The sequence below is a fragment of the Alteromonas sp. AO-Serp genome (assembly GCF_017849675.1).
Classification (GTDB): domain Bacteria; phylum Pseudomonadota; class Gammaproteobacteria; order Enterobacterales; family Alteromonadaceae; genus Alteromonas; species Alteromonas macleodii.
In genome coordinates this window covers 1-25,044 of the sequence record NZ_JAFLMX010000183.1, presented here as the reverse complement: position 1 = coordinate 25,044, position 25,044 = coordinate 1, and the positions used below count along the sequence as shown (strand labels likewise).

The window sequence follows — 25,044 nt, the reverse complement described above, 5'->3', positions numbered from 1 at the left end:
GTTCAATATAAAGAAAAATACAAAAGCATGAAGACAGTGACTAACGTTATCAATTCTATAACCCTTGCGGTTGCGCTATCCACTTTAACGCTTGTTGCGAAAGTCCAAGCTGACTCATCGTTTTCAGTAAACTCGACTTACGCAGACACCCACGGTAACAATGGCACTCACTACGAGGAATCACGTTCTTTATCGAGTAATGAAGACACCCACGATGACTTAACTCTGTCTGCGCTTCACGAAACTCAATCAATCGTTGATGTTTCTGACGGCGCTGTTTCGGAAGACACCCACACTAACAAAGAAAAAAAGACTTCGGATGACACCCATGCCAACAGTGCCCATGCCAACAGTGAATCGTCAGCTATCTACCCCAAGAAGACAAGCCAGGTGCCTTATTCGGCGTTGGGTGTCTTGCCAACAAGTGAAGCTGATGAACAATTCAGCTACGGCGATGACCCATTACAAACGATTTATACTTGGCATGGACGTTTGTCTGCGAACGAAATGTATGCTGATAAAGCGTTAATATTTATTCACGGTGGGTGTTGGCTTAATGCCTACGGTTACGAACATGCGAAAGGGATGTACCATGCTTTAGCAGAGCTTGGGATGGGTGTCTACGTAACAGAATATCGGCGTGTAGGTGATGAAGGCGGTGGCTGGCCCGGTAGTTTAGACGACGTGACACAAGCAATAAGTACAGCCTTAAAACGAATAGAGAACGAAGGGCGCTACACTAACATTTACATTGCGGGGCATTCTGCTGGTGGGCACTTAGCTTTGCTTGCTGCGCAACGCCTTTCTTCGTCATCCTTGAACTTATCGCGCGCAAACATAAAACGGATTATCGGGTTAGCGGCAATTACGGACATCCAGTCCTATGCCATGGGACATAACAGCTGCCAGTCGGCTACAGCGAAATTCATGAATGGAACGCCTGAAGATGTTCCAACCGCATATCAAAGGGCGACACCACGCCCAACCCATGGCAGTTTGCCAATTACACTACTCCAAGGCGATGCTGATAGTATAGTGCCAGCGCGCCACGCTGTATTATCTGGAACCAACCAAAAAATAATTAAAAATGGTGGCCATTTCGATTGGCTTCACCCTGAATCAACATCCTTTGATGCTTTACTTGAGGTTATTAGTGAACATGATGAATAAGGTTTTTTCAGCTGAACAACTTGATATTAAAGATCCACTCCGTGACAAGGCGCAGGCGTTTTCGCTTCCCGCTAATACGGTCTATTTAGACGGGAATTCGCTAGGGCCTCTTCCTAAGGCTGCGAAACAGCGAGCTGACGAAGTTGTCAATGAACAGTGGGGAAAGGGGCTCATTACAAGCTGGAACAAGCATCAGTGGATCCATCTACCTCAAATAGTGGGTGATAAGATTGGCGGTCTGATTGGCGCTAAAAGTGGCCAAGTTATTTGTTGTGACTCCATTTCTATCAATCTGTTTAAAGTATTAAGCGCGGCGTTAAAAATGCACCCAAGTCGCAAGGTAATAGCGACTACCCGCGATAATTTTCCTACCGACATATACATGGTGCAAGGCCTGCTTGACTTAATAGGCAGCGATTACAGTATTCGCTATGTTGACGAAGCATGCATTGGGTCGCAGTTAACTGATGATATTGCCGTACTGATGCTGACACAGGTAAATTTCAGAACTGGCAATAAACTCGATATGCAAACTATTACCGAGCAAGCCCACCAAAAGGGCATTTTAACTTTGTGGGATTTAGCGCACAGTGCTGGAGCATTTCCTGTCAGCCTAGACGCATGTAATGTGGATTTTGCAGTCGGCTGTACTTACAAATATCTAAATGGCGGCCCTGGCGCGCCAGCGTTTATCTATGTTGCTAAACGACATCAAGCACAGTATCAACAACCTTTGTCTGGTTGGATGGGACACAGCTCGCCTTTCTCATTTTCCCCTGATTACGCTGGCGACAATTCCGTGAAGCAAAACTTGTGCGGTACGCCAGGAATTATTGGAATGAGCATTTTAGATGCGGCATTAGACGTATTTGAAGATGTATCACTTAAAGCTATTGATGAAAAATCCAAAAAGCTACAGGCATTTTTCATCGCTGAAGCCAAGCGCGCAGGCCTTCTGGAAAAGTTTTCCATTGTAAGCCCCAATATTGATAATCGAGGTAGTCAGCTAGCTTTCGCTCACGACCACGCTTACGCCATTTGCCAAGCTTGGATCGCTGAGGGGGTGATTGCTGATTTCCGTGCACCAAATATTCTGCGAATAGGTTTTGCTCCACTGTATTTAAGTTTCGTCGATATTGAAAAAGCGGTGGCAAGCTTGACCAAAATTATGAATGAAAAGCGTTATGAAAACGATGAGTTTCAGCAAAGACAGAGCGTTACCTAGCTGAAAAGCGAGATTATCAGCTAAATAATTGCATTTTTTGAATTTACGCTTAATACTTCGCGGTTGTCATCGATATCTTCACATGTTTTGGGTGTGCAGTTGAAAAAAATAAGAAAATATCTGCTTTGTACCATGTTGTTTGTAGGAGCGAGTTGTTTTAGCGCGCTCCTACAAGCAGAAGCTGGTCAAAAGGCGGCATCTGAACAATCTAATAATGTAACGTACTGTATAGATCCTAACTGGGCGCCTTACGAAGCAATCAGAAACGGTATCCATGTGGGGATTTCTGCCCAATATATGCAGCTTATTGCTGAAATATCTGAGTTAACGTTTACCCTAGTGCCCACTGAGAGCTGGCAACAGAGCCTAGAGTACGTTCAGCAGGGGAAGTGCCAAGTTATCCCCATGCTAAATACTTCCGACTATCGAAAGCAGTTCCTCGACTTTAGTGTGCCGTATTTTGAAGCGCCCAATGTGCTGGTGGCTAAGTCTGGTATGCCAATGATACAAGGCTACGCTGGAGTGGGAAATCGAGTAGTAGGGATTGTTCAGGGTTATCGCCAAGTTGAATATATTTCACGACACTATCCGGGGTTACGTTTAAAGCTTATTCCGTCTGAAGAAGAAGGGCTAAAGCAGCTGGCGAATGATGAGTTTGATGTAATGGTGGGCTCATTAATGAGCGTGAATATGCACATCAATAATTTGAAGCTGAAAGACCTCAATATTGTTGGTTACGCCGAGCCCTTCGACTCATTAGCTTTTGGTGTGAACAAAACCTATGGCCACCTGGTGGACAAGCTTAACTTTGCCATTGAGCGTATTCCAGAAACGCGAAAGGTAGAAATTTATAAGCAGTGGAATAATGTCCAAGTTCGCTATAGTCGTAACTATGTCGTTATGGTTTTGAGCACCGCAATTGTCATTTTAGTTTTCTTGCTTTTTACTTTTAGAAATAGAAACGTTAGCGGCTACAAGCGTATTATTAACCAGAAAAACGAGGAAATAGGTGCGTTACAAGCAACCTTGTTAGAAAAGAACAAGACCCTTGCTTTCTTGTCTGCTCACGACACGGTAACGGGGCTATATAACCGCAATCATATGATCCAGCGAGCGGAAGAAGAAATCTCACGTTTCCATCGATTTCACACTACGGCTTCGTTAATTGTTATCGAACTAACCCCTGTAAGCGATGACAGAGATTCAATTGAGCCCTCGGCTAAAGAAGAGGCGCTAAAAGCCGTGGCAAAGAATTGTCTAAATACCGTTCGAGAAGTCGATGTTGTTTCGCGTTTTAGCGGTGAACAGTTCATTATCTTGTGCCCTCAAACCGAGTTAAACGCAGCTAAAAACCTTGCAGACAGATTGTTAGACTGCATTTCTACCCATCACTCGCTTGTCGAGAGCTTTAAAACGGCCATGGGTTTATCTGAGCTCAGGGAGTCTGAGGAATTCACAGAGTGGTTTGAACGCACCATGAAGGCACTGTACCAGTCAAAGCGCCAAGGGTATGGCAGCGTAACTGTAGCACAGTAACTTCAGTGAACTAGTTAGGTCAAATTAAAGGGTCGTAGTGCCATTGGTGCGAATCGTAACGAATTTGCGCCCTGTCGTATTCTCGCTCAGAACGCCAGTTACGGTTATTAAGCTTCGCCGATACTCCGGGATAAAGACGTTTGTTTGCGATAAGTTTTATATCAGACTGGTAGTTTTCTTTTGCTGCTTTGACGTCGTTGGCTTTGTTTTCAAGCCACTCCAGCAATGCGCTCTCATTGTTAAAAAGCTCTAACGCTTCAGCTACTTTACGTTGAAGCTCTTTAGGCACTTTCTTACCTTGAATAAGGTTAATCTTTTCTTTGTGTTTAAGATTGTTTTCGCGAATTTGCTTCAACAATTCATCTAAAGAGTCTTTGCGCTCTAACAGTTGGTTAAAGCCCGGGCTAAAATCAACTTTCAATGTACTGCCAGATACAGCGCCTAAAGTGCCAGCTTCAACGCGATCTTGGCTGATAATGTCACAAGCAAATAGGTTTCCCATGGGCTTATCAATTTGTCCAACTATGACTGCGCCGCCGCAACGCAGGCGGCTATACGCCAACTGACGACCAACAGTAATATTACCGCTACATTGAATATCAATGCCTTGACCGTGTTGAACGTGGATACTGCCGGCTGCGACTAGTTGGCATTGGAATTCACCTTGAGTATCGTTAACTTTACCCATCGCGCCTTCGGTAATGATGATGTCGCCGCCAGACTCGATATACGCCGACTCCACAAAGCCGTTAATGGTTACATCTCCTGCGGCCTTGATTTGCATTTTCTCTGTAACATCGCCGTTTACCAATACTGCACCTTCGTAATTCACGTGCCCAGAGCCAACGTTCACGCCGCTACAAATGAAGGTATCGTCAATGTTCATTATCTGGTCTCGGTATTTCGGCATACCAGAAATTGCAGACATTAATAAATTGGCGTCGCTGTCGGACACCACGGTGCCGCTGCCCATTTTAAAGTTAACCCATTCGCCCGCAACGGCTGGAATTTTATTCCCTTTGATATCGAAGCCAGAACGGCCCTGAGTTGGCTCGGTTCTTCTCAGCACAGGCGTGTTCACTTTAACGCAAATTACTTCGCCTAAATTACGCATGTCCACGCGCTCGCCATCACCCGTCTGGGGTTTTAACACCCTTTCAAGTGCGTTTGGTACCAGGGGAATAAACTTTGAGTTTTTGCCATTTCTAGCTGGTAGGCCCTTCGCGACAATTTGTTCTAGTACTGTGCCTGGAGGAGACTGCCTTGCTTGGGTAAGCATAGATTCAATGGTTTTGGTGCTTAAGCCACGAATGATTCTGTTTTTTACTGCTAGAGATTTAACGGTACTTAATGAGGGAAGTTTACCGCCATAGGGTGTGGTCAGCACAAGGTTCGCCTGCATCCCATCCTCGGGAATGCGAAATTCAATTTCAGCATTTTTGCGCTCGCCAATGCGTTCCTGAACGACAGTGCTATCACCCGTCTTGAAATAATGATTAGCTGTATCACAGGCCGACTTTAACGCTTTTTCAGAAACATACAGTCGCTTAGTTTCTCCGCTCTCTAGTTGCTTTCTTATTTCCCTACTATCAACTTCTGACGTGAAATCAGAAGGATTTAACTGTAAGTTAATGTAGGTTCTTGATTTGTCGAAGCTTATTGTTACGCCATTCATAACTTCTTTATTCCCTTGCGCACGTGTATTCTTTTTATCGGCGGCATCTATCGATTACTTGACGTTGACTTGTTCTCGGCCTGTCTATTTTTTTCATCTATTAATTTAAGGCGTTCTAAAACGCCCGTCAAAGGTTTTCGGCATATTGGTAAAGTGCGCGTAAAATGGCCTGCTTCTCAGGATTGTCGCTGTGTTCATGCGCCAGTGATTCCAACCGCATCATATAGTTTTCTAATGTGATTGAGCCGTGAAAAGCTGAATCAGTCAGGCGAGCTTGGCGATGATGCTGCCACCTGGTCATTTCATCTGCGGTCAGTGTATTAGGATAATTTCTAGCGCGGTATCGAAATAGCTGCTTTCTGAGCCCTTCGTGCTGTGTTTTTTCACTCAAAGTGGCTAAATCATCGGGCTGTGCTTCAATTACACGCTCACACCACCTTCTGTCTTCGTCATTAAGAAAACCACCACTATATAGCGCGTGATCTATATCCAGTTCACCACTTTGAATGTGGTCATCATAGACATCTACGATTTTAGTGGCGAGTTCGGGCATACTGGCAAGTACTTTGTAATTGTCTAGGCAGCGCTCTCGATCCAGTCCTAGTCGTGCGGCATTGTCTTCTGTCATTGCTTTAGCTGTGGTAATAAATGGCGAGCGGTTGACGTGAATGAGCTTAAGCCCTGGTCTTTCTAACGCATCGTCAAATGTATCTGACGGGGCATAAAGCGCCTGTCTAATCTCTTCTGGTGTGTCATTCACTAAACTGTCAATGTCATGCGATAAATCAATAGCGATAAATGCATTGTTTTTCGTTGGGTGCTTAGCCACAGGCATAACCCAAGTGCAACAGCCTTGAGAGGCAGGGAGTTTAGACGAGATATGAAGCAATACCGATGGTTTAGTGAGATCAATTTGCTGCATAACTGTGTGTTTACTGCGTAACGACAGCGCATAATCGAAAAGGCGAGGCTGCTTTTCTTTTATCAGTTTAGCAAGGGCTATTGTGGCGTAGACGTCACTCAAAGCATCGTGAGCGTTTTCGTGGCCAATATTATTAGCTGCAGTTAACGCCTCCAGTTTAAAGCTTGGTGCACCATCTTCTCGGCGTGGCCAATTAATACCATCGGGTCTCAGCGCATAGCACGCTCGCGCTAAATCGATTATATCCCAACGGCTATTGCCATTTCGCCATTCACGTGAATATGGGTCGTAAAAGTTTCTATAAAACAGGTAGCGGGAAACTTCATCGTCGAATCGGATACTATTAAAGCCCACACTACAGGTATTTGGCGTCGACATTTCCTGATAAATTCGCGCGGCGAAGTCAGCTTCGTTAGAACCGTCGCGAATGGTTTGCTGCGGTGTTATGCCGGTCACCAAACACGCTTCTGGATGTGGTAAATAATCATTCGCAATGGCGCTCATGATATTTATGGGTTTACCAATCACATTTAAATCCATATCAGTTCTTACTGCAGCGAATTGGCAGGGGAGATCTTTTTGTGGGCTGGTGCCAAAGGTTTCAAAATCGTGCCACAAAAATGTAGGTGCGTGCATAACCACTATTGCGATGTTAGAGAAATATTGATGGCAGTGTACACCGCGAGAAATTGAATACCAAATGCTGGCGTTAATATGAACAGTGATTTATTTGTTAGCCATCGGCAAGACTTAAAAAAACGCGTTAATCATTGTCTTTTTTTGAGTATTTTGCGTTTTGATGTATCGCGCGAAACTTGCGCATTAACAAAATGATGACTAGCTTTAAGTTATCAAAATTTATACGGATATTGCCTGTTTGTCGTTCCTTAAATCCAGTTCATCCATCAGTGAAGCTAAGAGTACTTTAGGCTTAGCGTTAGTACTTGCAACAGTGCTTGTTGTACTTGTTGTTGGTTTGTTCGAAAGTAATATCAAAGCGACGGCTGAATCTCAAACTTTCACGGCATTAGAAGAGAGTGCCGCCAGTGCTGAAAATGCTGCAAACTCTCAGGTGAGAAAGTATATCAATGCGCTTAACTTTCTACATCAGACACCACCCATAAGTGGCATCGTCCGCGCGACTGAAAATGAAAACCTAGACCCCAAAGACGGTACGACGTTGGAACAGTGGAAGCAGCGACTAGAAACGATTTTCGTTGCTTTTATAGAAAATAACGAAGAAGTGGATCAATTAAGGATCATTCGAGCCAATGAGGATGGAAGTGAGTTTATTCGAGTGGAAAGAAACGGAGGAAGTGTTTTAGTAATTAAGGACAACGATTTACAACCTAAAGCAGCGAGAAGTTACTTCACAGAGAGTGTTAAGCGTAATAAGGGCGAGTTTTATATTTCAGATATCAATTTGAATCGTGAATATGGGAAGCTCGAGTTTCCTTATAAAAGCGTCATTCGCCTCTCTCTTCCAATCTTCAGCAGCTCTGGTGAGCGTTATGGTTTTATAATCATGAATGTAAACGCCCAGTTTCTACTGTCGCAAATGGAACAAACGCTTGTCGGCAATCAATTGTTATTTGTTACCGACAGTGAAGGCTTTTTTGTCAGTCATCCAGACAGTGATAAGTCCTTCTCCAGAGATTTAAATCCTATGGTGAATTGGGCGAGCGAATTCGAAAGCCCTTCGAAAATAGGTAGGGCTAAAATTAAACAGGCCGCACAGACAAACTCACCTTTGTATACGGTCACTCGTGCTTTTACGATAAATGGAAATCAGCAAACCGCCCCGTTTTTTCTTCATACGGCATTGTCTCAGTCAGAAGTGCTAGCCCTTATCAATGAGAAGAGGATTAGCGTTTACAGTGTAATTGGGGTAGTTACGCTAATTTTTGTAAGCGTTTTACTCTTCGTGCACCGTAGTAACAGTAAAAACATTGAGCTGGCTAAGGTGCGCGGTGAGTCCGTTGCTATTATCGCTATATCTAAAGATGCGATTTTTAGCGTAGATTCTGCTGGCGTGGTGAAAAGTTGGAATATGGCAGCGGAGTCACTTTTTGGGATCCCAAGCCAGCTTATTTTAAATCATCACTATTCGTCATTTGAGCAGCTTTCTCTATTAGGGCTTGAATCGGTTCTCACCAAAGGCGGAAAGCAAAGTACCTTTACAACCCCCTTCATCGATGACGAAAAAGAAGAGCACACGCTACTCATAACCGCATCTACCATTTGGGGTGAACAATCACAGTTTTCAGGTGTTGCTGTTGTAATTCGAGATGTGACCGACGAACGAAAGGCAAAAGACGCGATAGAAAGGGTAAACCTGAAGCTTGAAGAAAAAGTGGTAAGCAGAACGAAAGAACTTGTTGAAGCTACGCAAGAGGCGCGAAAAGCGAGCAGTGTTAAAAGCTCTTTTATTTCCAATATCAGCCATGAAATGAGAACACCGTTAAACGGGGTAGTTGGCTCCTTGTCGCTACTTAAGTGTCAGCCCCTTAATGAGAAAGCTGAACAGCTTGTTTCCATGATGGAAATTAGCTGCAACAATCTCAGTGTGCTGATTAACGACGTTCTCGACTTGTCTAAAATTGAAGCGGGCAAGCTTGATATTAATAATCAATATTTTGATCCGCTTGCACTTATCGAGTCTATCGCCAAGGTCTTTGCCGTTAAGGCAGCTTCTAAAGGGCTACAGCTTCTTGTTGACACAACAGGTCTTCCCCCCGTGGAAATAAACTCAGATCCACACAGAATCAACCAAATTCTTAGTAATTTATTGAACAATGCTATTAAATTCACTGAAGAAGGGCATATAAAGCTACAAGCATCGTTAAGTGATGTAGATGCTGGGACACAACAGCTTCATTTCAGCGTATGTGACACGGGCGTAGGGATAGCACAAGAAAATCAGCCCAAATTGTTTACCGCGTTTACGCAGGCTGATGCATCTGTTGCTACCCAATACGGAGGTACCGGACTTGGCTTGTCTATCTGCAAGCAATTGAGCCAGCTTATGGGAGGAGACATTACGTTCAATTCTGAAGTGGACATAGGCAGCACCTTCTCATTTTTCGTTACTCTTCCTGAAACAACGTACGACAGCGCGTTCGAGCATAAAATGGCGGTGGAAAACGAAAGTATGTTGCTTAACGGGATCACAATTGGTGTTTCTGCAAGTTATCCACCTTTAGAAGAAAACATCTGTTGTTTAGCCTTACACGTCGGTGCAGAGCCGCAAGTATTAGGTAAGCATTCTGAATTAGGAACAGTACCTTGGACGCGATTTAATGCCATTATTGTGGACGAGGCCAGCTCACTCATTCGTGAGCTAGATGATATATGGCAGGCACAAGCTGCCACTAAAGACGCGGGTTCGTTACCTGTGGTTTATATTCTTCAAAAACTAGAAGGGACACCTTTCCACTTCAATCACCTTGTGCCGCTTTACTTGCCAAAGCCATTATTCAGGTCGAGTTTTGCAATTGTCCAACAAGGGTTAGACGCTGCGCTGTCGGGATATACATTAAGCCAGTCAGATATCTCATCAGGTAAAGGGAAAGCTGAGGACATCTCAGACGATGAAGGGGCAGCAGACGATACTGAGCAGCAATTGTCTATTGAGAATGCCAACTTATTGATAGTTGATGACAATATGATCAATCGCGAGGTGGCGAAGGGAGTGCTGGAAAGTTTACCTGTTAAATTGTTTACCTGCAGCGATGGTGAGGAAGTCGTGGCGTTCTTGACGAAATGTGAAAGCAAAGGCCGCAGAATTCACAGCATATTGATGGATTGCCAGATGCCTAATATGAATGGTTATGACGCTACCCGAGCCATACGAGAAGGTAAGGCAGGAGCGATGCACAAAGATGTACCTATAATTGCCATGACAGCCAATGCCATGCTCGGCGAAAAAGAGAAATGTTTAGAGGCAGGTATGGACGACTTTGCGACAAAGCCTGTCATGGCCGATGTACTTATTCCTAAAGTGAAACAATGGATAGTGCATCAAATAACGGCATTAGCAAGTGCAGAGCTTAACGATACTGATACGAGGTCAGGTACCGGAATTACTGCCAGCGAACCTCCACTGGTTGACAGTTTGTTGAGTGCCATCTCAAAAGAAATGGACTGCGACACGCTATCGCATTCAAGAACAGAGGCTCAGTCAAGTAAAGAGTCTGAAGTAGAAATAGCCCCCACGTTAAAAAACGCGAAAATAGCTAATGATATCGCCGCTCGCGAGGGCTCGGAGAAGGAGGCTGAAATTGATAACGTCAATCAAACTCAAGCTTATGAAAACAATTCAGAGGGGCTTGATGGATGTTGGGAAAAAGACGATGCCATTGCTCGGATAATGGGAGATAAAGCGCTATTTTCCCGTGTCTGCGACCTGTATTCCAGAAGCGCGCCTGACAAGCTTAAATTACTGCAGCAGGCTATTGATAGTCGAGACTTCGAAAAGGTTCAGGTGCTTTCATTGAAGCTCAAAGGTATGTCTGCAGATATTGGTGCCGTACAGTTACAACGAGACTTTGAGAGCTTATGGGAATTGTCAAAGGCGAAAAAGTGGGAAGACGCTGAAGCGCTACTCCCTTCCATCACCGATGATCTTAATACTTTCTTAGAGATCCTCGAGGTAGCCTAGCCTACCTAAGCTAATTGTGTCATCTTACGTCTAAGGTCGCGTAAAAATCGCATCAACAGAGCGCGTTGAATTGATTCTAGAAATCTGTACTCAAACCATCTCCCAGATTATGCGCGCACGTAAAAAGTAGCTATTAGGAGTAAAGCTTTTGAACCCATCTCGTATTTTTCGCCAGCCGAATAAAGTTCGACATGCACTGTATGCAATAGGCGCGCTTGCTGCAACGTTTGCCATTACGAGTGTTCCCGCATTAGCGGATGATTCCAAACAATTAGGAAAAACACCCGTAGCTATCGCTATTCATGGCGGAGCAGGAACCATTTTAAAATCATCGATGACGCCAGAAAAAGAAGCGGACTATAAAAGCGTATTAACCCAAGCGGTGCAGCATGGCTACGCCTTGTTGCAGAAAGGCGAAAAAGGTGAAGTGGCGGTAGTAGAAACCATCAAAATTCTTGAAAGCTCGCCGTTATTTAATGCTGGCATCGGTGCGGTATATACCTTCGACGGTGAGCACGAGCTTGATGCGTCGATAATGCACGGCGGCAGTAAAAATGCAGGTGCTGTTGCGGGGGTGAAAACAATAAGAAGCCCAATAGAGGCTGCGTTATTGGTAATGAATGAATCTCCACACGTTATGCTTTCAGGGAGAGGCGCTGAAGATTACGCAAAAGAAAACGGCCTTGAACAGGTAGACAACACCGTTTTTGATACCGAGTTTCGCAAGCAAGCTTTAGATAAAGCGAAAGCACGTATGCAGCAGGTATCGAGTGGTTACGGTTCGCAGCAAGGCAATGAGCGCTTTGGCACTGTTGGAGCAGTAGTATTGGACCAAGAGGGCAACATTGTCGCGGGAACATCCACTGGCGGAATGACGGCTAAACGGTATGGACGTATTGGAGACTCGCCTGTTATTGGAGCGGGGACCTATGCCGACAATGAAAGCTGCGCGGTATCGGCCACAGGACATGGTGAATATTTTATTCGATACAACGTGGCAGCAGATATTTGTGCGCGAATGAAGTACCAGGGTTTAACGTTAAACGACGCTGCGAACACTGTAGTTAACGACGTACTTGTAAAAGCCGGTGGCGATGGCGGTGTGATTGCTATTGACGCTAAAGGTAACGTCGCTATGCCGTTCAATTCTGCGGGTATGTACCGCGCTAGCATCGACATAAATGGTGAAGTGAAAGTGGCAATTTACAAAGACTGATCACTGAAAAACTATTTGTTATTTTAATGTTAAATGTGCTGGCTTGTATGCAACGAAACGTCTAATCTTAAAGTGTGGGGGAAAATTGCTTTCACATGTGGTTAAAAATAATTGAAGTGCCGTAACGCCAATTAAGTCGCAGTATCGGTCACATTAGGCGCCACGGCTGGAGAATTGAAAATGGAATCGTTGCAAGTCAGTGATTATATGAATACTCACCCAGTGAAGCTTAATGTCGATATGCCCGTTGCGCAGGCTGTCGAAGTGTTATTAGCCAGTGGGCAGAGTGGTGGTCCGGTACTCGATAGCAAAGGTAGAGTGGTGGGCTTTTTGTCTGAGCAAGACTGTATCGCTCAAATGATCGCGTCAAGCTACTATCGCGAACAAATTTGTAGAGTAGGGGAAATCATGAAAACCCCTGTAATTTCTATCAAACCTTATATGTCGGTAATAGAGTTAGCGCAATTACTGTTAAAGGAAAAGCCGAGAGTTTACCCCATTGTAGATGATGATGGAGTATTGTTAGGCTCAATTAATCGAACGGCAGTGCTACGGGCTATTGATGTTCAATTGAATGATGGATACCAGCGCGCGGGTTAGACATTGTTTGGGATAACGCATTTTTATTTAGCTTGGTAGGGTTTAGTGCTGCAGGTAGCGTAATGAATGAAGATGCGGCGCTGGGTTAGAACGGCTTGAAGCTAGTGCGGCGCCATGCATTTATCATATACCAGAAAGGAGGCGTTAACTTGCTTAACGCCTCCTTTTTATTTACTTTTCGAATTATCCGTTACATGTCTGAGTGGCGTTTACGCTTGGCGTTCGCTAATTTTCTGATCGCATCCTTAAGTGAGCCACCAGCAACTAGCTTAAAGTTTTGGGTCTCGCTAGGCATGACGTTTCTTCCATCTTGTACTACCCAAAGCCCTTCGGTGAACCTTCCTCCCAAGTTAGCGTTGGTTACATCAAGCCCATCTGTTTCAGACACGCCGTCAATTTGCGCGGCTTTATCTGCCGTTATTTGAACAAGCCCCATAAGTTCCAAGACTTCAGGGTTTTCAGGGTGTACGTGATAGATAGCATAGCTGTTATTACCCTGACTAGATGCGATTAGGTAAGTTTGTGCATCTACATTAAACAGAGCCAAACCTTCTACATCAGCTTCTACCGGGGCTTCTATCTCAGCGATGAACTGAGGCTGATTGCTATTTGAAGTAATATCCAAGGCCCAAATCCCAGCACCTTCCTCACCTAAGTATGCCGTGCTCGTTTTAGTATCCACAACACATCCTTCTGGCTGTGAGGGCAGTGAAAAGGACTGTGTTAAATGTCCATCAACAGTTTTGTCTGGGGAGATAGACACGCTATATCGCTCGAAGCGGCCACTGGTGTCGTTAGCAAATACATGAGCTATTCCGCCTGACACAAACAGACACATGCCGTATATATCATTGAGTGTAGTGCTTATGTGGCCAAGTTGAGTCATATGGCCGCGTTTATCTATTTCAAATATAGACAAACTGTTATTCGACCGGTTTGATGCCACTGCGATATCGATAAGTGGCGTATCGCTTTGCTGTGCATTAGTTTCTGCCACAGATACCTTGTATCCCACATCAACGTTATTCACTCTGCCAACAGGGAGGCTTTGCACTAGCTTGCCGGCTAAGTCATAGCTATTCAATGCGCCTTTTTTGTCGGTGCCGATTATGCGGCTTTGTGAAGGGGCATTCGAGTTTATCCAAATGGCAGGGTCGTCAGCGGCGTCGCCATGATTTTCCACTGGGTCAGTTTCAACATCGGGTTTAACCTTGATAGTTAGGTTTGCATGTTGGGAAGCGCTGTTATTTGTATACGCCTTCTCCATGTAATTTTCTTTTGGCGAGGCAGCTTTAAAATCGGTGCCGCATTGTCGATGAAGTAAAGCTGCGCTTAGTTTTGAGGGAAGCTCGGCAGAAAACACGTCGCCTGAATCATCATCGTCAACAACAAGAGAAATATGCGTGCCTTCTTCACTTAACGACAGATGAATGAATTCAGGCTGAATAAAAGTAGACTTGTCGGTTGCTTTTAATTGGCGATCTGCTGAGTTACTTTCGTTCGCCGTATTTATTAGCGAGACAAATTGCGTAAGACATGGTGCTTTGAGCCATATCCCGCTGGCATCCGGACTCACCCAGGCAGCGATATCCACGCCATCTACCGTCGTTGAAGATAGGGTGGCTACACCTTCAATGGCAACATCTTGATCGTGAAAAATAAGGGTTTTTGCTAGCTCACTTTCAATATCGGTATCTAATTGCCACACACCGGCAAATTCGTCAGCAAGGTATAGCGTTTCGGTGTTGGCATTTATCGCGCAACTTTTAATGCCTGGACCTATCGCAAAGTCTCTAAGCGATAAAAAGCGCCCGTTGTAAAATTCATACTGATTCAATGTGCCTGTCGCATCGATATTAACAATTTGCAGTTCGCCAGCGCTTGATGTTGTAGCACAAATGGCTTCAGAACCTTTGGTCAATTGAGTTTGCGGTTGATCAATCTCAAGAGACGCGGCGTTAATGCGATACACCTCTATGTACTGGGTGTTGTTATTGAACACTACTAAAGACACCCATTGTTTTGAATTAGATTCCACAGCTTCAGCATTTGCTAAGGTGTAATGTCCCGCAATGAAGTGTTTTTTTCCTTCAGAGTTACTTAGTGAAATACCCTTATGTTCGTTAACATTAATGTTGATAGCGTGGGTGTCATCGTAAACTTTATGTTTGTTGTTGGCGCGGGCGTCCTTGCTAGTGTTGTTAGCATGGGTGTCTTTGTAAGCGTCTTTGTAAGCGCTTTTGGTGTTGGAATGGTTGGCGTGCGTTTGGTAGTGCAGAGTCAGGCCTAAACCCTTTTTTAGCTTTGTTAGCGGTAATGCGATGTCTTGGCTTTCTGCTTTTACTAGCTGGCTTTCGCTGTGCGCTAACTTGATATTTGCACTGGTATCTGCGCTGGTATTAGTATCGTGAGAGGCTGCGCAACCGAACAAAGTCAAAAGTGTGCTTGAAAGTGCCGCTGTGGTAAATTTGGTTTTAAAAACTGTTTTGGTGTGACGCTGATTGGTCATTGTTGTTATTGTCCTGAAACTTACTGAGATCAAACCATGCATGGCGCATCGACTAAAACATGGCTTACAGATTATTAAGAGCAGGTTTGAAGGCCAAATTACCTACGGCCTTCAAACCCGATAATTAACTTTCGATATACCTGCCTAGTTAAGCTGCCAAGTAAAGCCAAGTTCGAACGTGCGGCCGTATTCTTCATACTGCGCGTTTTGGTTGCGCGTATCGAAATAGTTGTAGAAAGGTTCGTCACCTAAGTTGATGCCGTTGAAATACACCTGCATGCTGTCGTTGATGTAGTAGCGCGCCATGAAATCAACCTGTACGTGGTCGTCTTCAAATCTGAGCATGTCACCATCAATCTCTTCGAAATTGTCGCTTTTATAGGTGGTGGCTAGACGTACACTGAAGTCATTCGCTTCGTACCCAATGGTGATATTGCCAATACGGTCTGATTGATTTGGTAACTGGGTTTCAAATTTTTCGCCATCTAAGAAGGTAGTCGCTTCAGAATCGGTAAAAGTAGCATTGGCGGAAACAATGAAGCCATTGTTAAAGGCTTTCACCCAAGAAAGTTCTAAGCCGGTTAAATCGGCAGAGTCGCCGTTAATTGGCTGTATGACCTCTTCAAAACCTTCCCAACCGGTTGTATCTGCAACATCAGCGTACACAACGAAGTTATCGATATTCTTGTAGAACAGCCCTGCTGAAATTACACCGATGTCACCTGGATAGTATTCAATCGACAAATCAACGTTTTGTGCTTCGTATGGCTGAAGGTCAGGGTTGCCAACTTCCGCCTCTCGTTCGGTCACAAATACGCCATCATCTTCTTCCGTTTTACTCTCGATGATTTGAAATGCCGCTACATCTTCAAATTTTGGTCTTGAAATAGTTTGGGTGTAGGCAGCGCGAAGCTGAAGTTTATCTGAAACGGTGTATCTGGCATTTACACTGGGTAACCAATGATCGTAGTCGCGCTCCGCTTCCCACGGCGTATTTAGCACTTCTTCCACGTCGGTTTCTTCGTTTTCTACAAGCTCTACTCGCATACCCGATGTAGAAAAGTCAGTACGTTCATAGCGTACACCTGCTACTAAATGAAGTTTATTTATATCTACGCTGCCCATGATATAAGCGGCAAAAATATCCTCTTCATTCACATAGGTCGCGCCACGAGACTCTACTTCAGAATTTAGGCTGTCTAATTCCAAGCTCTCGCGGTTTTCGTTAAAGTAGCTACGCATTTCACTTCGATTAAGCCCAGGCCCAAAGCCATCAAGAGAGTAGTCTGGACTGGCAGCTCCGAATTGCGAAGCGTCTAGGTCGTCGAATTCTCCATCAAAAATAGCGATGCTGCTGTTGCGGTCTTTTTCTCGGCTTCGATATTTCGAGCCAATTTTTAACTCACCGATATAGCCACCAAGGTTGATGGGGCGGGCGGCGTCGAATTTAATACTGGTTTCGGTATCTTTCGTGTAGTTATCTTCAAAGCTGATCTCATCGACTTCATAGGTTGATAAGTCCATGGCATCAGCGTTTTGTGACACGGTTGGACGCATAGTATTTAAGTCTGCGTCGATACTGTCATTTTCGGTTTTGAATACGTAATACAGTGCATCTGGCTCGTCTTCATCAGACTTTGCATAACCGAGCTGCCAGTTTGCTTTCCAGGTATCTATTTGGTGTTCACCACCTAACGCCACAGTAAAAATACTCTGGCTTTCAAAGCGGTCTTTACTTTCTCTTTCTATTTCTGAGTCTTCGCCATCGAACGTGAATATATTACCTTGACGGTATTCGTCGTCAGAAAACTCACTGTAAAGTGTGCGAAGAAAGTATTGGTTGTTGAAGTCAGGACGAAAATCGATATTTAACGCACTACCCAAACGTTCGCGAGTGATCGTGTAGTGACGTTGCTCAAGCTCATCGTCACCGTTACTTTCAACATTGTCTGAACCAAAATCTCGGTCAAAGTAGGAAATAGCGCCAGCCACCCCCCATTCAGGGGAAAGCTTCTTGGTAAACGTACCAGAAAGCTTTGGACTGGTTTCATCGCGCAAATCATTTTGACTGGCTTGCACGGTAATGCTCGCGGTATCACGAGCCTTATCAAACGCACTCACGCTTTTCACCGCGACTGAACCACCAATGGCGTCTCCGTCCATATCGGGCGTTACCGATTTAGACACCTCTAATGTTTGGATGAGTTCAGAGGGAATAACGTCAAGGGCTACTGAACGTACGCCTGATTCAGGCGAGGGAATATTCAAGCCGTTAATGGTTACGTTATTCAAGTTGGGGTCGATACCGCGTATGCCGACGAAACGACCTTCACCCTGATCTCGCTCAATCGACAAGCCTGGTAAACGCTGTAACGACTCAGCAGCATTTTGGTCTGGAAATTGTCCAATGGCATCTGCGGATACAATAGACGAAATACGATCTGACGTTCGCTGCTGGTTTATGGCACTTGCCTGACCGCTTCGTTGACCACGCACCAAGATTTCATCGATAGTATCGCCGCTGCCAAACTCCACGGCTGCGCGCGCAATGCCGTTATCTGTCACTTTTATCGCTTGCGTAACCGTTTCCTCACCAAGATAAGAAATTTCTAGCGTGTAAGTACCCTCTGGAATAGAGGGAAACCGAAATGTACCGTCTGTGCCTGCTTCAGTAACTAGTCCTAATTCTTTAAGCTTAATTTGAGCACCGGTATAGCTGCGCGTCTGTGCGGCGTCTTTTACTGAACCGATAATTACGCCATCAGCAGCTGAAGCAGGTGTAGCAACGCTAAGGCCCATTGCCGCTATGCAGGCAAGTGTTAGAGAAGAGTACGCGGTTTTAATTTTCATTTATTTTCCAATTAATTAAGCAGTAAAAAGGCGTTTTGAATAAGTGCTAAGTAAGTGAATGGGTACCCTAAGAATCCTGCATGACAGTTATATGACGATTTGATGGAACAAGCGGTACACAATCGGTAATTGTCGCCTATTTGCAATTGGCTGAGCTAAATTGACCCTTGCTTAAATTACTGATTTTGTTTGGTTTGTGTGTCTCTTTTTATGCTCCTAAAGTTCGCTGCCATCAAGATGTCACATTGCTGAGCCAAACTGACCCTCGACAGTTTCATCAGATTTGGGCAAGACTCTCGTTTTGTTATAAACGCTGGCGCTGGCCGGACTAACGCGTGATGTATCCAATTCAAGAGATTTCCAAAGAGAGCACTATGTTTACCTTTACAAATTCAACACAATTTAGACATCACAAGCTTTGGCTAGCATTTACATTTTGCGTAGTGGCGTTGGCGGTTTGTTTAGCTTTTATATTTGGCAATGCAAAAGAAAGCACCGTGATATCAGACCTCGATATTGTGGGGGAGGGAAGCATTGCTTTTCTAACTTTGGCGTGGATGCTAGCTGCGCTTGCCAGCCGTCCTCCAGGTAAAGTAACGAGCCTTCTCACGGTAGGACTCGGCTTCTTTCTATTTTCAGTCAGTTTAGATTTCTTGGATGAATTTTTTCATTATCCCGAAGAGGCTTATTGGCTAAGCATGATTGAGTCTTATCCTGCGGCTGTGGGTATGGTAGTAATGACCGCGGCACTGTATCAGTGGCACCTAGAGCAGCGCGCGTTAAACTTGCAATTACGACGCAGAGAATGGGACTTTCGCGATCACGATGCTATCGATCCCATCACTCAGCTTTACCGCGCAGAGTATTGGAAAACACAAATTAATAAATTACAGCAATCTGGCAAGTCAGCTGTCATCGCCATTATCGATATCAATAACTTCTCTTTGTTCAACCAAAAACATGGGTATACAGAAGGCGATAGGTATCTGCACGATATTGCGCAATTGGTGATCATGAATTTGCGTCAGCAAGATTTAGCGTGCCGCTATGCCGGTGATAGATTTGCTATTTTGATGCCAGACGTCTCGCCCATGCAGGCCGACGTTATCCTCAACGATATCAAAGTGAGCATTCAGCACCTTGCGTTTAGACACAGTCAAAATGCAAACGCTATTTACACTACCGCTCGCAGTACTCAAGTGACTTTGTTACCTAACCAACGCCTTGCGACAGTGCTTAACACCATGCTCTTAGAACTTGAGCGTGCCCATGGTAGCGCAGCGTAATTAGGCCGGTTTGGTCAGTGTATTTGGCGATAGTAATTGGTAGGGGTAACCGGTGAAGATGAATGAAGATGCCTGCAGCGAGTAATTTATGGATTTAATGTTACCAAGACTAAACGCACTACGAGATTCTGCTGACGAAGAGAAAGCTGCAGGAGCTCAGCGTCGTTATTTAACAGGTCTATCTGGCGTGGGTGTCTCTGTAAATGGCGGTGCTGATGGGCTTGGCGTGGGTGTCTCTGTAAATGGCGCTCTAAAAGTTGATGCTAAAGCGCTTGGCATGGGTGTTTCTGCAAAAAGCGATGCTGATATGCTTAACATGGGTGTCATCGATAGTACTGGTAGTGCTCATGTAGTGATGTCTAGCCAAGATAAAGTAATAGTTGGGTATTGGTTAGTGCGGGCAGCACTTAATGTGGCGCTCTCTCGTGGCGCGAATAAAAATAAGCTCTTGCGCGGTACAGGTATTTTTGAAGATGCGTTGCAACACCATTCACTACTAAGCACAAAGCAATATTCATCGCTGTTAGTGAATGTTCAAAGCCAAGCGAGAGGCGGCGACGTTAGTTTTTTGCTGGGAGGGGCTTTAGCCTCGCAGTGGCCATCTAGTCCACTTAATGCGCTCAAAGCATGTGAAAATGTAGAGCAGCTACTTTTACAGCTGACTCAACGCCAAACATACCGGTGGTGTAGCCTACCGCTCTGTCAGTTTCAGCGTTTTGAAAACGCAGACCAAATAATGTTAGTGCCTCAGTTTACAGGGGTAAGCAGCAAACAGCTTCAATTCTCCATTGAAGTGGCATTCGCAAGCGTTGTTGCACTTATGAAAAGTATAGCGAATAAGCGAATTCGTTTATCTTTCTCTTTTACCGATAGTCGACCAAGAAATATTGCTGATTACGAAACCCACCTTGGGCTTAAGTTATCGTTTAATCGCGCTTTTAACAGTATTTGCATTGAGAAAGACGTATTACGCCAACCTTTGGAGCTAACAGCTCAGTCGGATTGTTCTGCTGAGTCACATGTTTCTCTGGAAGGTGTCGTTAGTAATAGCGCAACGCAAACAAAAGAAGGGGCTTCTATTGAATTGCAAAACCGCTTGTCTTTGCCTGATTTTGTGAGGCGTTATGGTTATGCATCCTCCAACACACAGGCAGCAAATATCGGATTACCTGAACTAGCGGAAACCTTAAACGTCAGTGTGGCTACGCTAAAGCGGAAACTAAAAGAGTACGGCACTAGCTATCGCGCGCTCTGCGAGGAAGTACAGCGCAATCATGCACTTTTACTTCTTTCGGTGCACAAAGTGAGTAACGAGACGGCGGCCAATGCAATGGGCATTAACGATTTACCTAACTTTCGACGAACGGTAAAACGGCTCACAGGTAAAACCCCTAGCGAGCTTAGAATTTAACGTGAATGACTGATAGCGCCTGTCCATATTTCTACGTAACAGAGCTATGCCACACACTTATGCCAAACATTTATGCAACACAGCTATGAAAAATAGCTAGGCGGCAGTCGCGTTCTACGGCTAAATGGTTGTAGCTTCACTCCTGTAATAACTCGAAATCTAATCGTAGCGTCTGGCACAGTACAGATGAGTTAATTATTGGAAAGTAAATTTCTTTTCAATGCTTTAAAAACCTTTTATCCTTTGCAGCTTTAGCTTTTCACCGTTCAAGACCGTCAAAATATGGTTTCGTTGAAGCTTTTTCTTACGCATTCGCAACCGGCAGGTGGCTTTTCCGCGTAGCCTTTAAACTGTTGCTAGCAGGCAATAAAACCCAAAAAGAGAGTTTTCTGTGCACGAAAATAAAGACATTGCACCAAATTCTATTGCACCTAACCCGCTAGGTTTAACGCCTATTTTGCTTTTTGTGATCCTTGTTGTGGTAACCGGCATTACTACAAACGACATCACTGCGATGCCTATTTTGGTTGCGTTTTTTATCAGCGCTGGCTATGGGCTATGTTTAAACCCGAAAGGGAAAAAGGTCAGCTTCTCTGAAAAAGTACAAACGTTTTGTAAAGGCGGTGGCGATAAAAACATTATTCTCTTGGTGCTTATTTTCCTGTTAGCTGGTGCATTTTATGCGGTGACTATTGATATTGGCGCTCGGGATGCCACGGTGAATATGGCACTTCAATTTGTGCCTTCTGCACTTATATTGCCAGGTCTGTTTTTGATCTGCTGTTTCATATCATTTTCAATGGGCACGTCCATGGGCACCATTACCGCGCTCTCGCCCATAGGTGCAGGTCTTGCCACAAGTTTAGGGCTGCCGGTGGAAATGGCGCTGGGTATTGTGGTGGGGGGCGCAATGTTCGGTGATAACCTCTCGTTTGTTTCAGACACCACCATTGCCGCAACCCGTACGCAAGGCGTTCAGCTAAAAGACAAGTTTAAGGCAAACTTAATGGTTGCTGTGCCGGCATGCATCGTCACCATGGCGTTGCTGCTTATGGTGGATGTTGATACTTCTGGCATCGTTGAAGGTGGCAGCTACGATTTTTGGCGCATAGTGCCTTACTTGTGCATTATCGCTTTTGCGCTAACAGGGTTTAACGTCATTAGCGTGCTTGCAGTGGGTATTGCCAGTGCCTGCGTAGTAGGATTGCTGCAAGGCAGCTTTACGCCACTTTCTATGATGCAAAGCATTCAAAAAGGGATGGGCTGGATGCAGGACTTGGCTATGATTGCCATAACCATAGGCGGTATTGTGGCGCTTATGCACGCTAACGGCGGTATAACATGGTTAATCGAGCGCTTAACCCGAAAGGTCACGTCAAAGAAAGGCGCTGAGTTCAGTATTGCTGGCTTGGTTAGCTTTTTGGACATTACAACGGCGAACAACACTATTGCGATTGTTACCGCAGGCCCAATTGCTAAAGACCTGAATGAAAAATACGGCGTTGACCCTCGTCGTACGGCATCACTTTTGGATATCTTTTCGTGCAGTTTCCAAGGTTTAGTCCCTTACGGGGCGCAACTTTTAAGTGCCGCAGCCGTAGTGGGTATTTCACCATTAGCTATTACGCCGTACTGCTGGTATCCCATGCTGATTTTTGTGTTTGGTGTAGCGGCCATTTGGTTCGGTTTTCCCCGTTTTAAAACGCCCCAGGACGATGAATTAACCCAAAGCGCTTAAATTCTCGTAACGCTTAACACACTGGCTTTTTAGGGCGGTATCTTCTAGGATCACCGCCCGAATTTTATTGATGATCAGATACACGCTTTAGGATGTTACTTTGTCTTCACCATTTGCTATAAAACCTCTTTACAACAAACTAGACGATTGTTTAAGCGCAGATAAGTTTCGTTTAAAGCGACGCATTACGCAGCTTGCACAAAAAGTGAATGATACATCTGGTGTTGTCGGAAAAGGCGCGGAGAAAAAAGCTGCTAATTCCAAAGGTTCAAAACGCGACACTGCGGTTGGCGAAGATAGCTTAAAATCGCAGTTTGAAAAGCTCGAAAGCGACATCAATGCATCGATAGCAAAACGCCAATGGCGTAAAGACAACCTTCCTAAAGTTGAATACCCACCGCTGCCGGTTAGCGATAAAAAAGAAGATATCAAAGAGGCGATTGCGAATAACCAAGTGGTTATTGTTGCGGGTGAGACCGGGTCGGGTAAAACTACGCAGTTACCTAAGATATGCTTAGAGTTAGGTCGCGGTGTAAATGGCATGATAGCCCACACCCAGCCAAGACGATTAGCGGCGCGAAGTGTAGCTACCCGTATAGCCGAAGAGCTAAACACGCCGCTTGGCGAAAAGGTGGGTTTTAAAATTCGCTTTAGCGATCAGGTAAGCGAGCGAAGCTACGTTAAGCTTATGACCGACGGCATGCTGCTGGCTGAAATGCAGCAAGACCGCTTTTTAAATCAATACGATACTATCATCATCGATGAAGCTCACGAACGCAGCCTTAATATCGACTTTTTGCTAGGCTATCTGCGTCAGTTGTTAGATAAGCGCCCTGATTTAAAACTCATCATCACCTCTGCCACGATCGACCCAGAGCGATTCTCTCAGCATTTTAACAATGCGCCGATTATCGAAGTGAGCGGACGTACCTATCCGGTAGAAATTCGTTACCACGCGCCAGAAGATAATGATGACGATATTGATCAAAGCGATGCCATCGTAAACGCAGTCGACGAGCTAATGCGTGAAGCACCGGGCGATATCTTAGTGTTCTTAAGCGGAGAACGCGAGATACGCGACACCCAAGATGCCTTGAGCAAACAGCATTATCGCAACACTGAAATTGTTCCGCTGTATGCGAGGTTGTCGGCGGCAGAGCAAAACCGCATATTTCAGTCGCACAGCGGCAGACGCATTGTACTTGCCACCAACGTGGCAGAGACCTCGCTTACGGTGCCTGGCATTAAATACGTCATTGACCCGGGTTTTGCCCGTATTTCACGCTACAGCGCCAGAAGTAAAGTGCAGCGTTTACCTATTGAGCCAATATCTCAGGCGTCAGCGAATCAGCGGGCAGGGCGATGCGGCCGTGTGTCTGACGGTATTTGTATTCGCCTTTATAGTGAAGATGACTATTTAGGCCGCCCAGAATTTACCGACCCAGAGATCCTACGAACCAACTTAGCGTCGGTTATTTTGCAAATGCTTGCTTTAGGGTTAGGCGACATCGCTGCGTTTCCATTTGTTCAGCCGCCTGATAACCGCAATATCAACGACGGTTTCCGTTTACTTGAAGAAATTCAAGCTATTGCGAAAGGCAAAGATAACCGGAAAACCAAGCAAAGCGGCAAAATGCAGCTTACTCCGTTAGGTCGTCAAGTAGCACGTTTGCCTATCGACCCTCGCTATGCACGCATGGTGATTGAAGCCGAACGCACTAATGCGCTAAGCGAAGTCATGGTGATTGCAGCGGGACTTTCAATTCAAGACCCGCGCGAGCGCCCTCAGGAAAAACGCCAACAAGCAGACGAGAAGCACAGCGAATACCACGATAGAGATTCTGACTTTATCAGTCTTTACAACTTATGGGTGGCGTTTAGAGAGCAACAAAACGCACTCAGTCAAAACCAATTGCGCAAATGGTGTAAGCAAAATTTCATCAACTATTTACGTATGCGTGAGTGGCAGGACATTGTTAGCCAGCTCAAAAAATCTATTGCTGAGCTGGGCTTTGGCATCTCAAAGCAAGAAGCCGACTATCAGGCTATTCACCAAGCCATCGCCAGCGGCTTGCTGTCTCACATGGGCTTTAAAGATAAAGAGCGCGAGTATATGGGCTCGCGTAATTCGCGCTTCCTTATTTTCCCTGGTTCAGGGCTATCAAAGTCTCAGCCCAAATGGGTAATGGCAGCTGAGCTTGTAGAAACCTCTAAGCTATTTGCTCGTATGGTGGCAAAAATAGACC

At 45.0% G+C, this 25,044-nt stretch carries 14 protein-coding genes; 10 read left to right on the top strand and 4 right to left on the bottom strand.

What is annotated here, in order from left to right; genetic code table 11:
- Positions 1-27: 27 nt before the first annotated feature.
- The 3 genes from QVA83_RS12805 to QVA83_RS12795 all read left to right on the top strand — a co-directional run bounded on the left by QVA83_RS12805 (position 28) and on the right by QVA83_RS12795 (position 3,931).
- Complete coding sequence (locus QVA83_RS12805; RefSeq protein ID WP_069944245.1) at positions 28-1,170, top strand: alpha/beta hydrolase family protein; 1,143 nt, start codon at positions 28-30, stop codon at positions 1,168-1,170.
- Positions 1,160-2,395 (top strand): kynureninase, encoded by a 1,236-nt coding sequence (gene kynU, locus QVA83_RS12800; RefSeq protein WP_081333980.1) that lies wholly within the window; start codon positions 1,160-1,162, stop codon positions 2,393-2,395. Before QVA83_RS12805 ends, kynU begins: the two co-directional genes overlap by 11 nt.
- Before the next feature lie 132 nt (positions 2,396-2,527).
- The gene (locus QVA83_RS12795; protein WP_069944135.1) at positions 2,528-3,931 is read left to right on the top strand and encodes a diguanylate cyclase; all 1,404 of its coding nucleotides are present in this window, start codon (positions 2,528-2,530) and stop codon (positions 3,929-3,931) included.
- Positions 3,932-3,950: 19 nt separating this feature from the next.
- On the opposite strand, the gene QVA83_RS12790 is transcribed toward QVA83_RS12795, so the two are convergent.
- Together QVA83_RS12790 and sbcB are read right to left on the bottom strand one after the other, a co-directional pair.
- Entirely contained in the window at positions 3,951-5,606 is a 1,656-nt protein-coding gene (locus tag QVA83_RS12790; RefSeq protein WP_014976276.1) for a FapA family protein, read from the bottom strand.
- Positions 5,607-5,733: 127 nt separating this feature from the next.
- Complete coding sequence (sbcB, locus tag QVA83_RS12785) at positions 5,734-7,164, bottom strand: exodeoxyribonuclease I (RefSeq protein WP_069944136.1); 1,431 nt, start codon at positions 7,162-7,164, stop codon at positions 5,734-5,736.
- A gap of 241 nt (positions 7,165-7,405) precedes the next feature.
- Between sbcB and QVA83_RS12780 the strand changes: the two genes are divergently transcribed.
- The 3 genes from QVA83_RS12780 to QVA83_RS12770 all read left to right on the top strand — a co-directional run bounded on the left by QVA83_RS12780 (position 7,406) and on the right by QVA83_RS12770 (position 13,004).
- Positions 7,406-11,188 carry an ATP-binding protein gene (locus QVA83_RS12780; protein WP_069944137.1) on the top strand — a complete coding sequence of 1,261 codons (3,783 nt, stop codon included), beginning with the start codon at positions 7,406-7,408 and terminating at the stop codon, positions 11,186-11,188.
- Between the two features lie 148 nt (positions 11,189-11,336).
- Positions 11,337-12,404 carry an isoaspartyl peptidase/L-asparaginase family protein gene (locus QVA83_RS12775; RefSeq protein ID WP_069944138.1) on the top strand — a complete coding sequence of 356 codons (1,068 nt, stop codon included), beginning with the start codon at positions 11,337-11,339 and terminating at the stop codon, positions 12,402-12,404.
- Positions 12,405-12,584: 180 nt separating this feature from the next.
- The gene (locus QVA83_RS12770) at positions 12,585-13,004 is read left to right on the top strand and encodes a CBS domain-containing protein (protein ID WP_014949170.1); all 420 of its coding nucleotides are present in this window, start codon (positions 12,585-12,587) and stop codon (positions 13,002-13,004) included.
- Positions 13,005-13,194: 190 nt separating this feature from the next.
- Here QVA83_RS12770 and QVA83_RS12765 read toward each other — a convergent pair whose 3' ends face one another.
- Both QVA83_RS12765 and QVA83_RS12760 read right to left on the bottom strand, forming a co-directional pair.
- Positions 13,195-15,513, bottom strand: a complete 2,319-nt coding sequence (locus QVA83_RS12765) for a phytase (protein ID WP_287498524.1) — start codon at positions 15,511-15,513, stop codon at positions 13,195-13,197.
- Between the two features lie 144 nt (positions 15,514-15,657).
- On the bottom strand, positions 15,658-18,363 hold the full coding sequence (locus QVA83_RS12760) for a TonB-dependent receptor (RefSeq protein WP_156078242.1): 2,706 nt from the start codon (positions 18,361-18,363) through the stop codon (positions 15,658-15,660).
- A gap of 374 nt (positions 18,364-18,737) precedes the next feature.
- On the opposite strand from QVA83_RS12760, the gene QVA83_RS12755 reads away from it, so the two are divergent.
- The 4 genes from QVA83_RS12755 to hrpA all read left to right on the top strand — a co-directional run.
- Complete coding sequence (locus QVA83_RS12755; RefSeq protein WP_156078243.1) at positions 18,738-19,649, top strand: diguanylate cyclase domain-containing protein; 912 nt, start codon at positions 18,738-18,740, stop codon at positions 19,647-19,649.
- An 88-nt stretch (positions 19,650-19,737) separates the two neighbouring features.
- A complete protein-coding gene (locus QVA83_RS12750; protein WP_287498523.1) occupies positions 19,738-21,060 on the top strand; it encodes a helix-turn-helix transcriptional regulator in 1,323 nt (440 codons plus the stop codon).
- A gap of 391 nt (positions 21,061-21,451) precedes the next feature.
- Complete coding sequence (locus QVA83_RS12745; protein WP_014949175.1) at positions 21,452-22,798, top strand: Na+/H+ antiporter NhaC family protein; 1,347 nt, start codon at positions 21,452-21,454, stop codon at positions 22,796-22,798.
- Between the two features lie 100 nt (positions 22,799-22,898).
- The coding region (gene hrpA, locus QVA83_RS12740; protein ID WP_287498522.1) for an ATP-dependent RNA helicase HrpA at positions 22,899-25,044 on the top strand (2,146 nt) is incomplete at its 3' end.

Coding starts and splice junctions, on each gene's coding strand:
- QVA83_RS12805 (WP_069944245.1), top strand. CDS start 28: ATGAAGACAGTGACTAACGTTATCAATTCTATAACCCTTGCGGTTGCG.
- kynU (WP_081333980.1), top strand. CDS start 1,160: ATGATGAATAAGGTTTTTTCAGCTGAACAACTTGATATTAAAGATCCA.
- QVA83_RS12795 (WP_069944135.1), top strand. CDS start 2,528: ATGTTGTTTGTAGGAGCGAGTTGTTTTAGCGCGCTCCTACAAGCAGAA.
- QVA83_RS12790 (WP_014976276.1), bottom strand. CDS start 5,606: ATGAATGGCGTAACAATAAGCTTCGACAAATCAAGAACCTACATTAAC.
- sbcB (WP_069944136.1), bottom strand. CDS start 7,164: ATGCACGCACCTACATTTTTGTGGCACGATTTTGAAACCTTTGGCACC.
- QVA83_RS12770 (WP_014949170.1), top strand. CDS start 12,585: ATGGAATCGTTGCAAGTCAGTGATTATATGAATACTCACCCAGTGAAG.
- QVA83_RS12765 (WP_287498524.1), bottom strand. CDS start 15,513: ATGACCAATCAGCGTCACACCAAAACAGTTTTTAAAACCAAATTTACC.
- QVA83_RS12760 (WP_156078242.1), bottom strand. CDS start 18,363: ATGAAAATTAAAACCGCGTACTCTTCTCTAACACTTGCCTGCATAGCG.
- QVA83_RS12755 (WP_156078243.1), top strand. CDS start 18,738: ATGTTTACCTTTACAAATTCAACACAATTTAGACATCACAAGCTTTGG.
- QVA83_RS12750 (WP_287498523.1), top strand. CDS start 19,738: ATGGATTTAATGTTACCAAGACTAAACGCACTACGAGATTCTGCTGAC.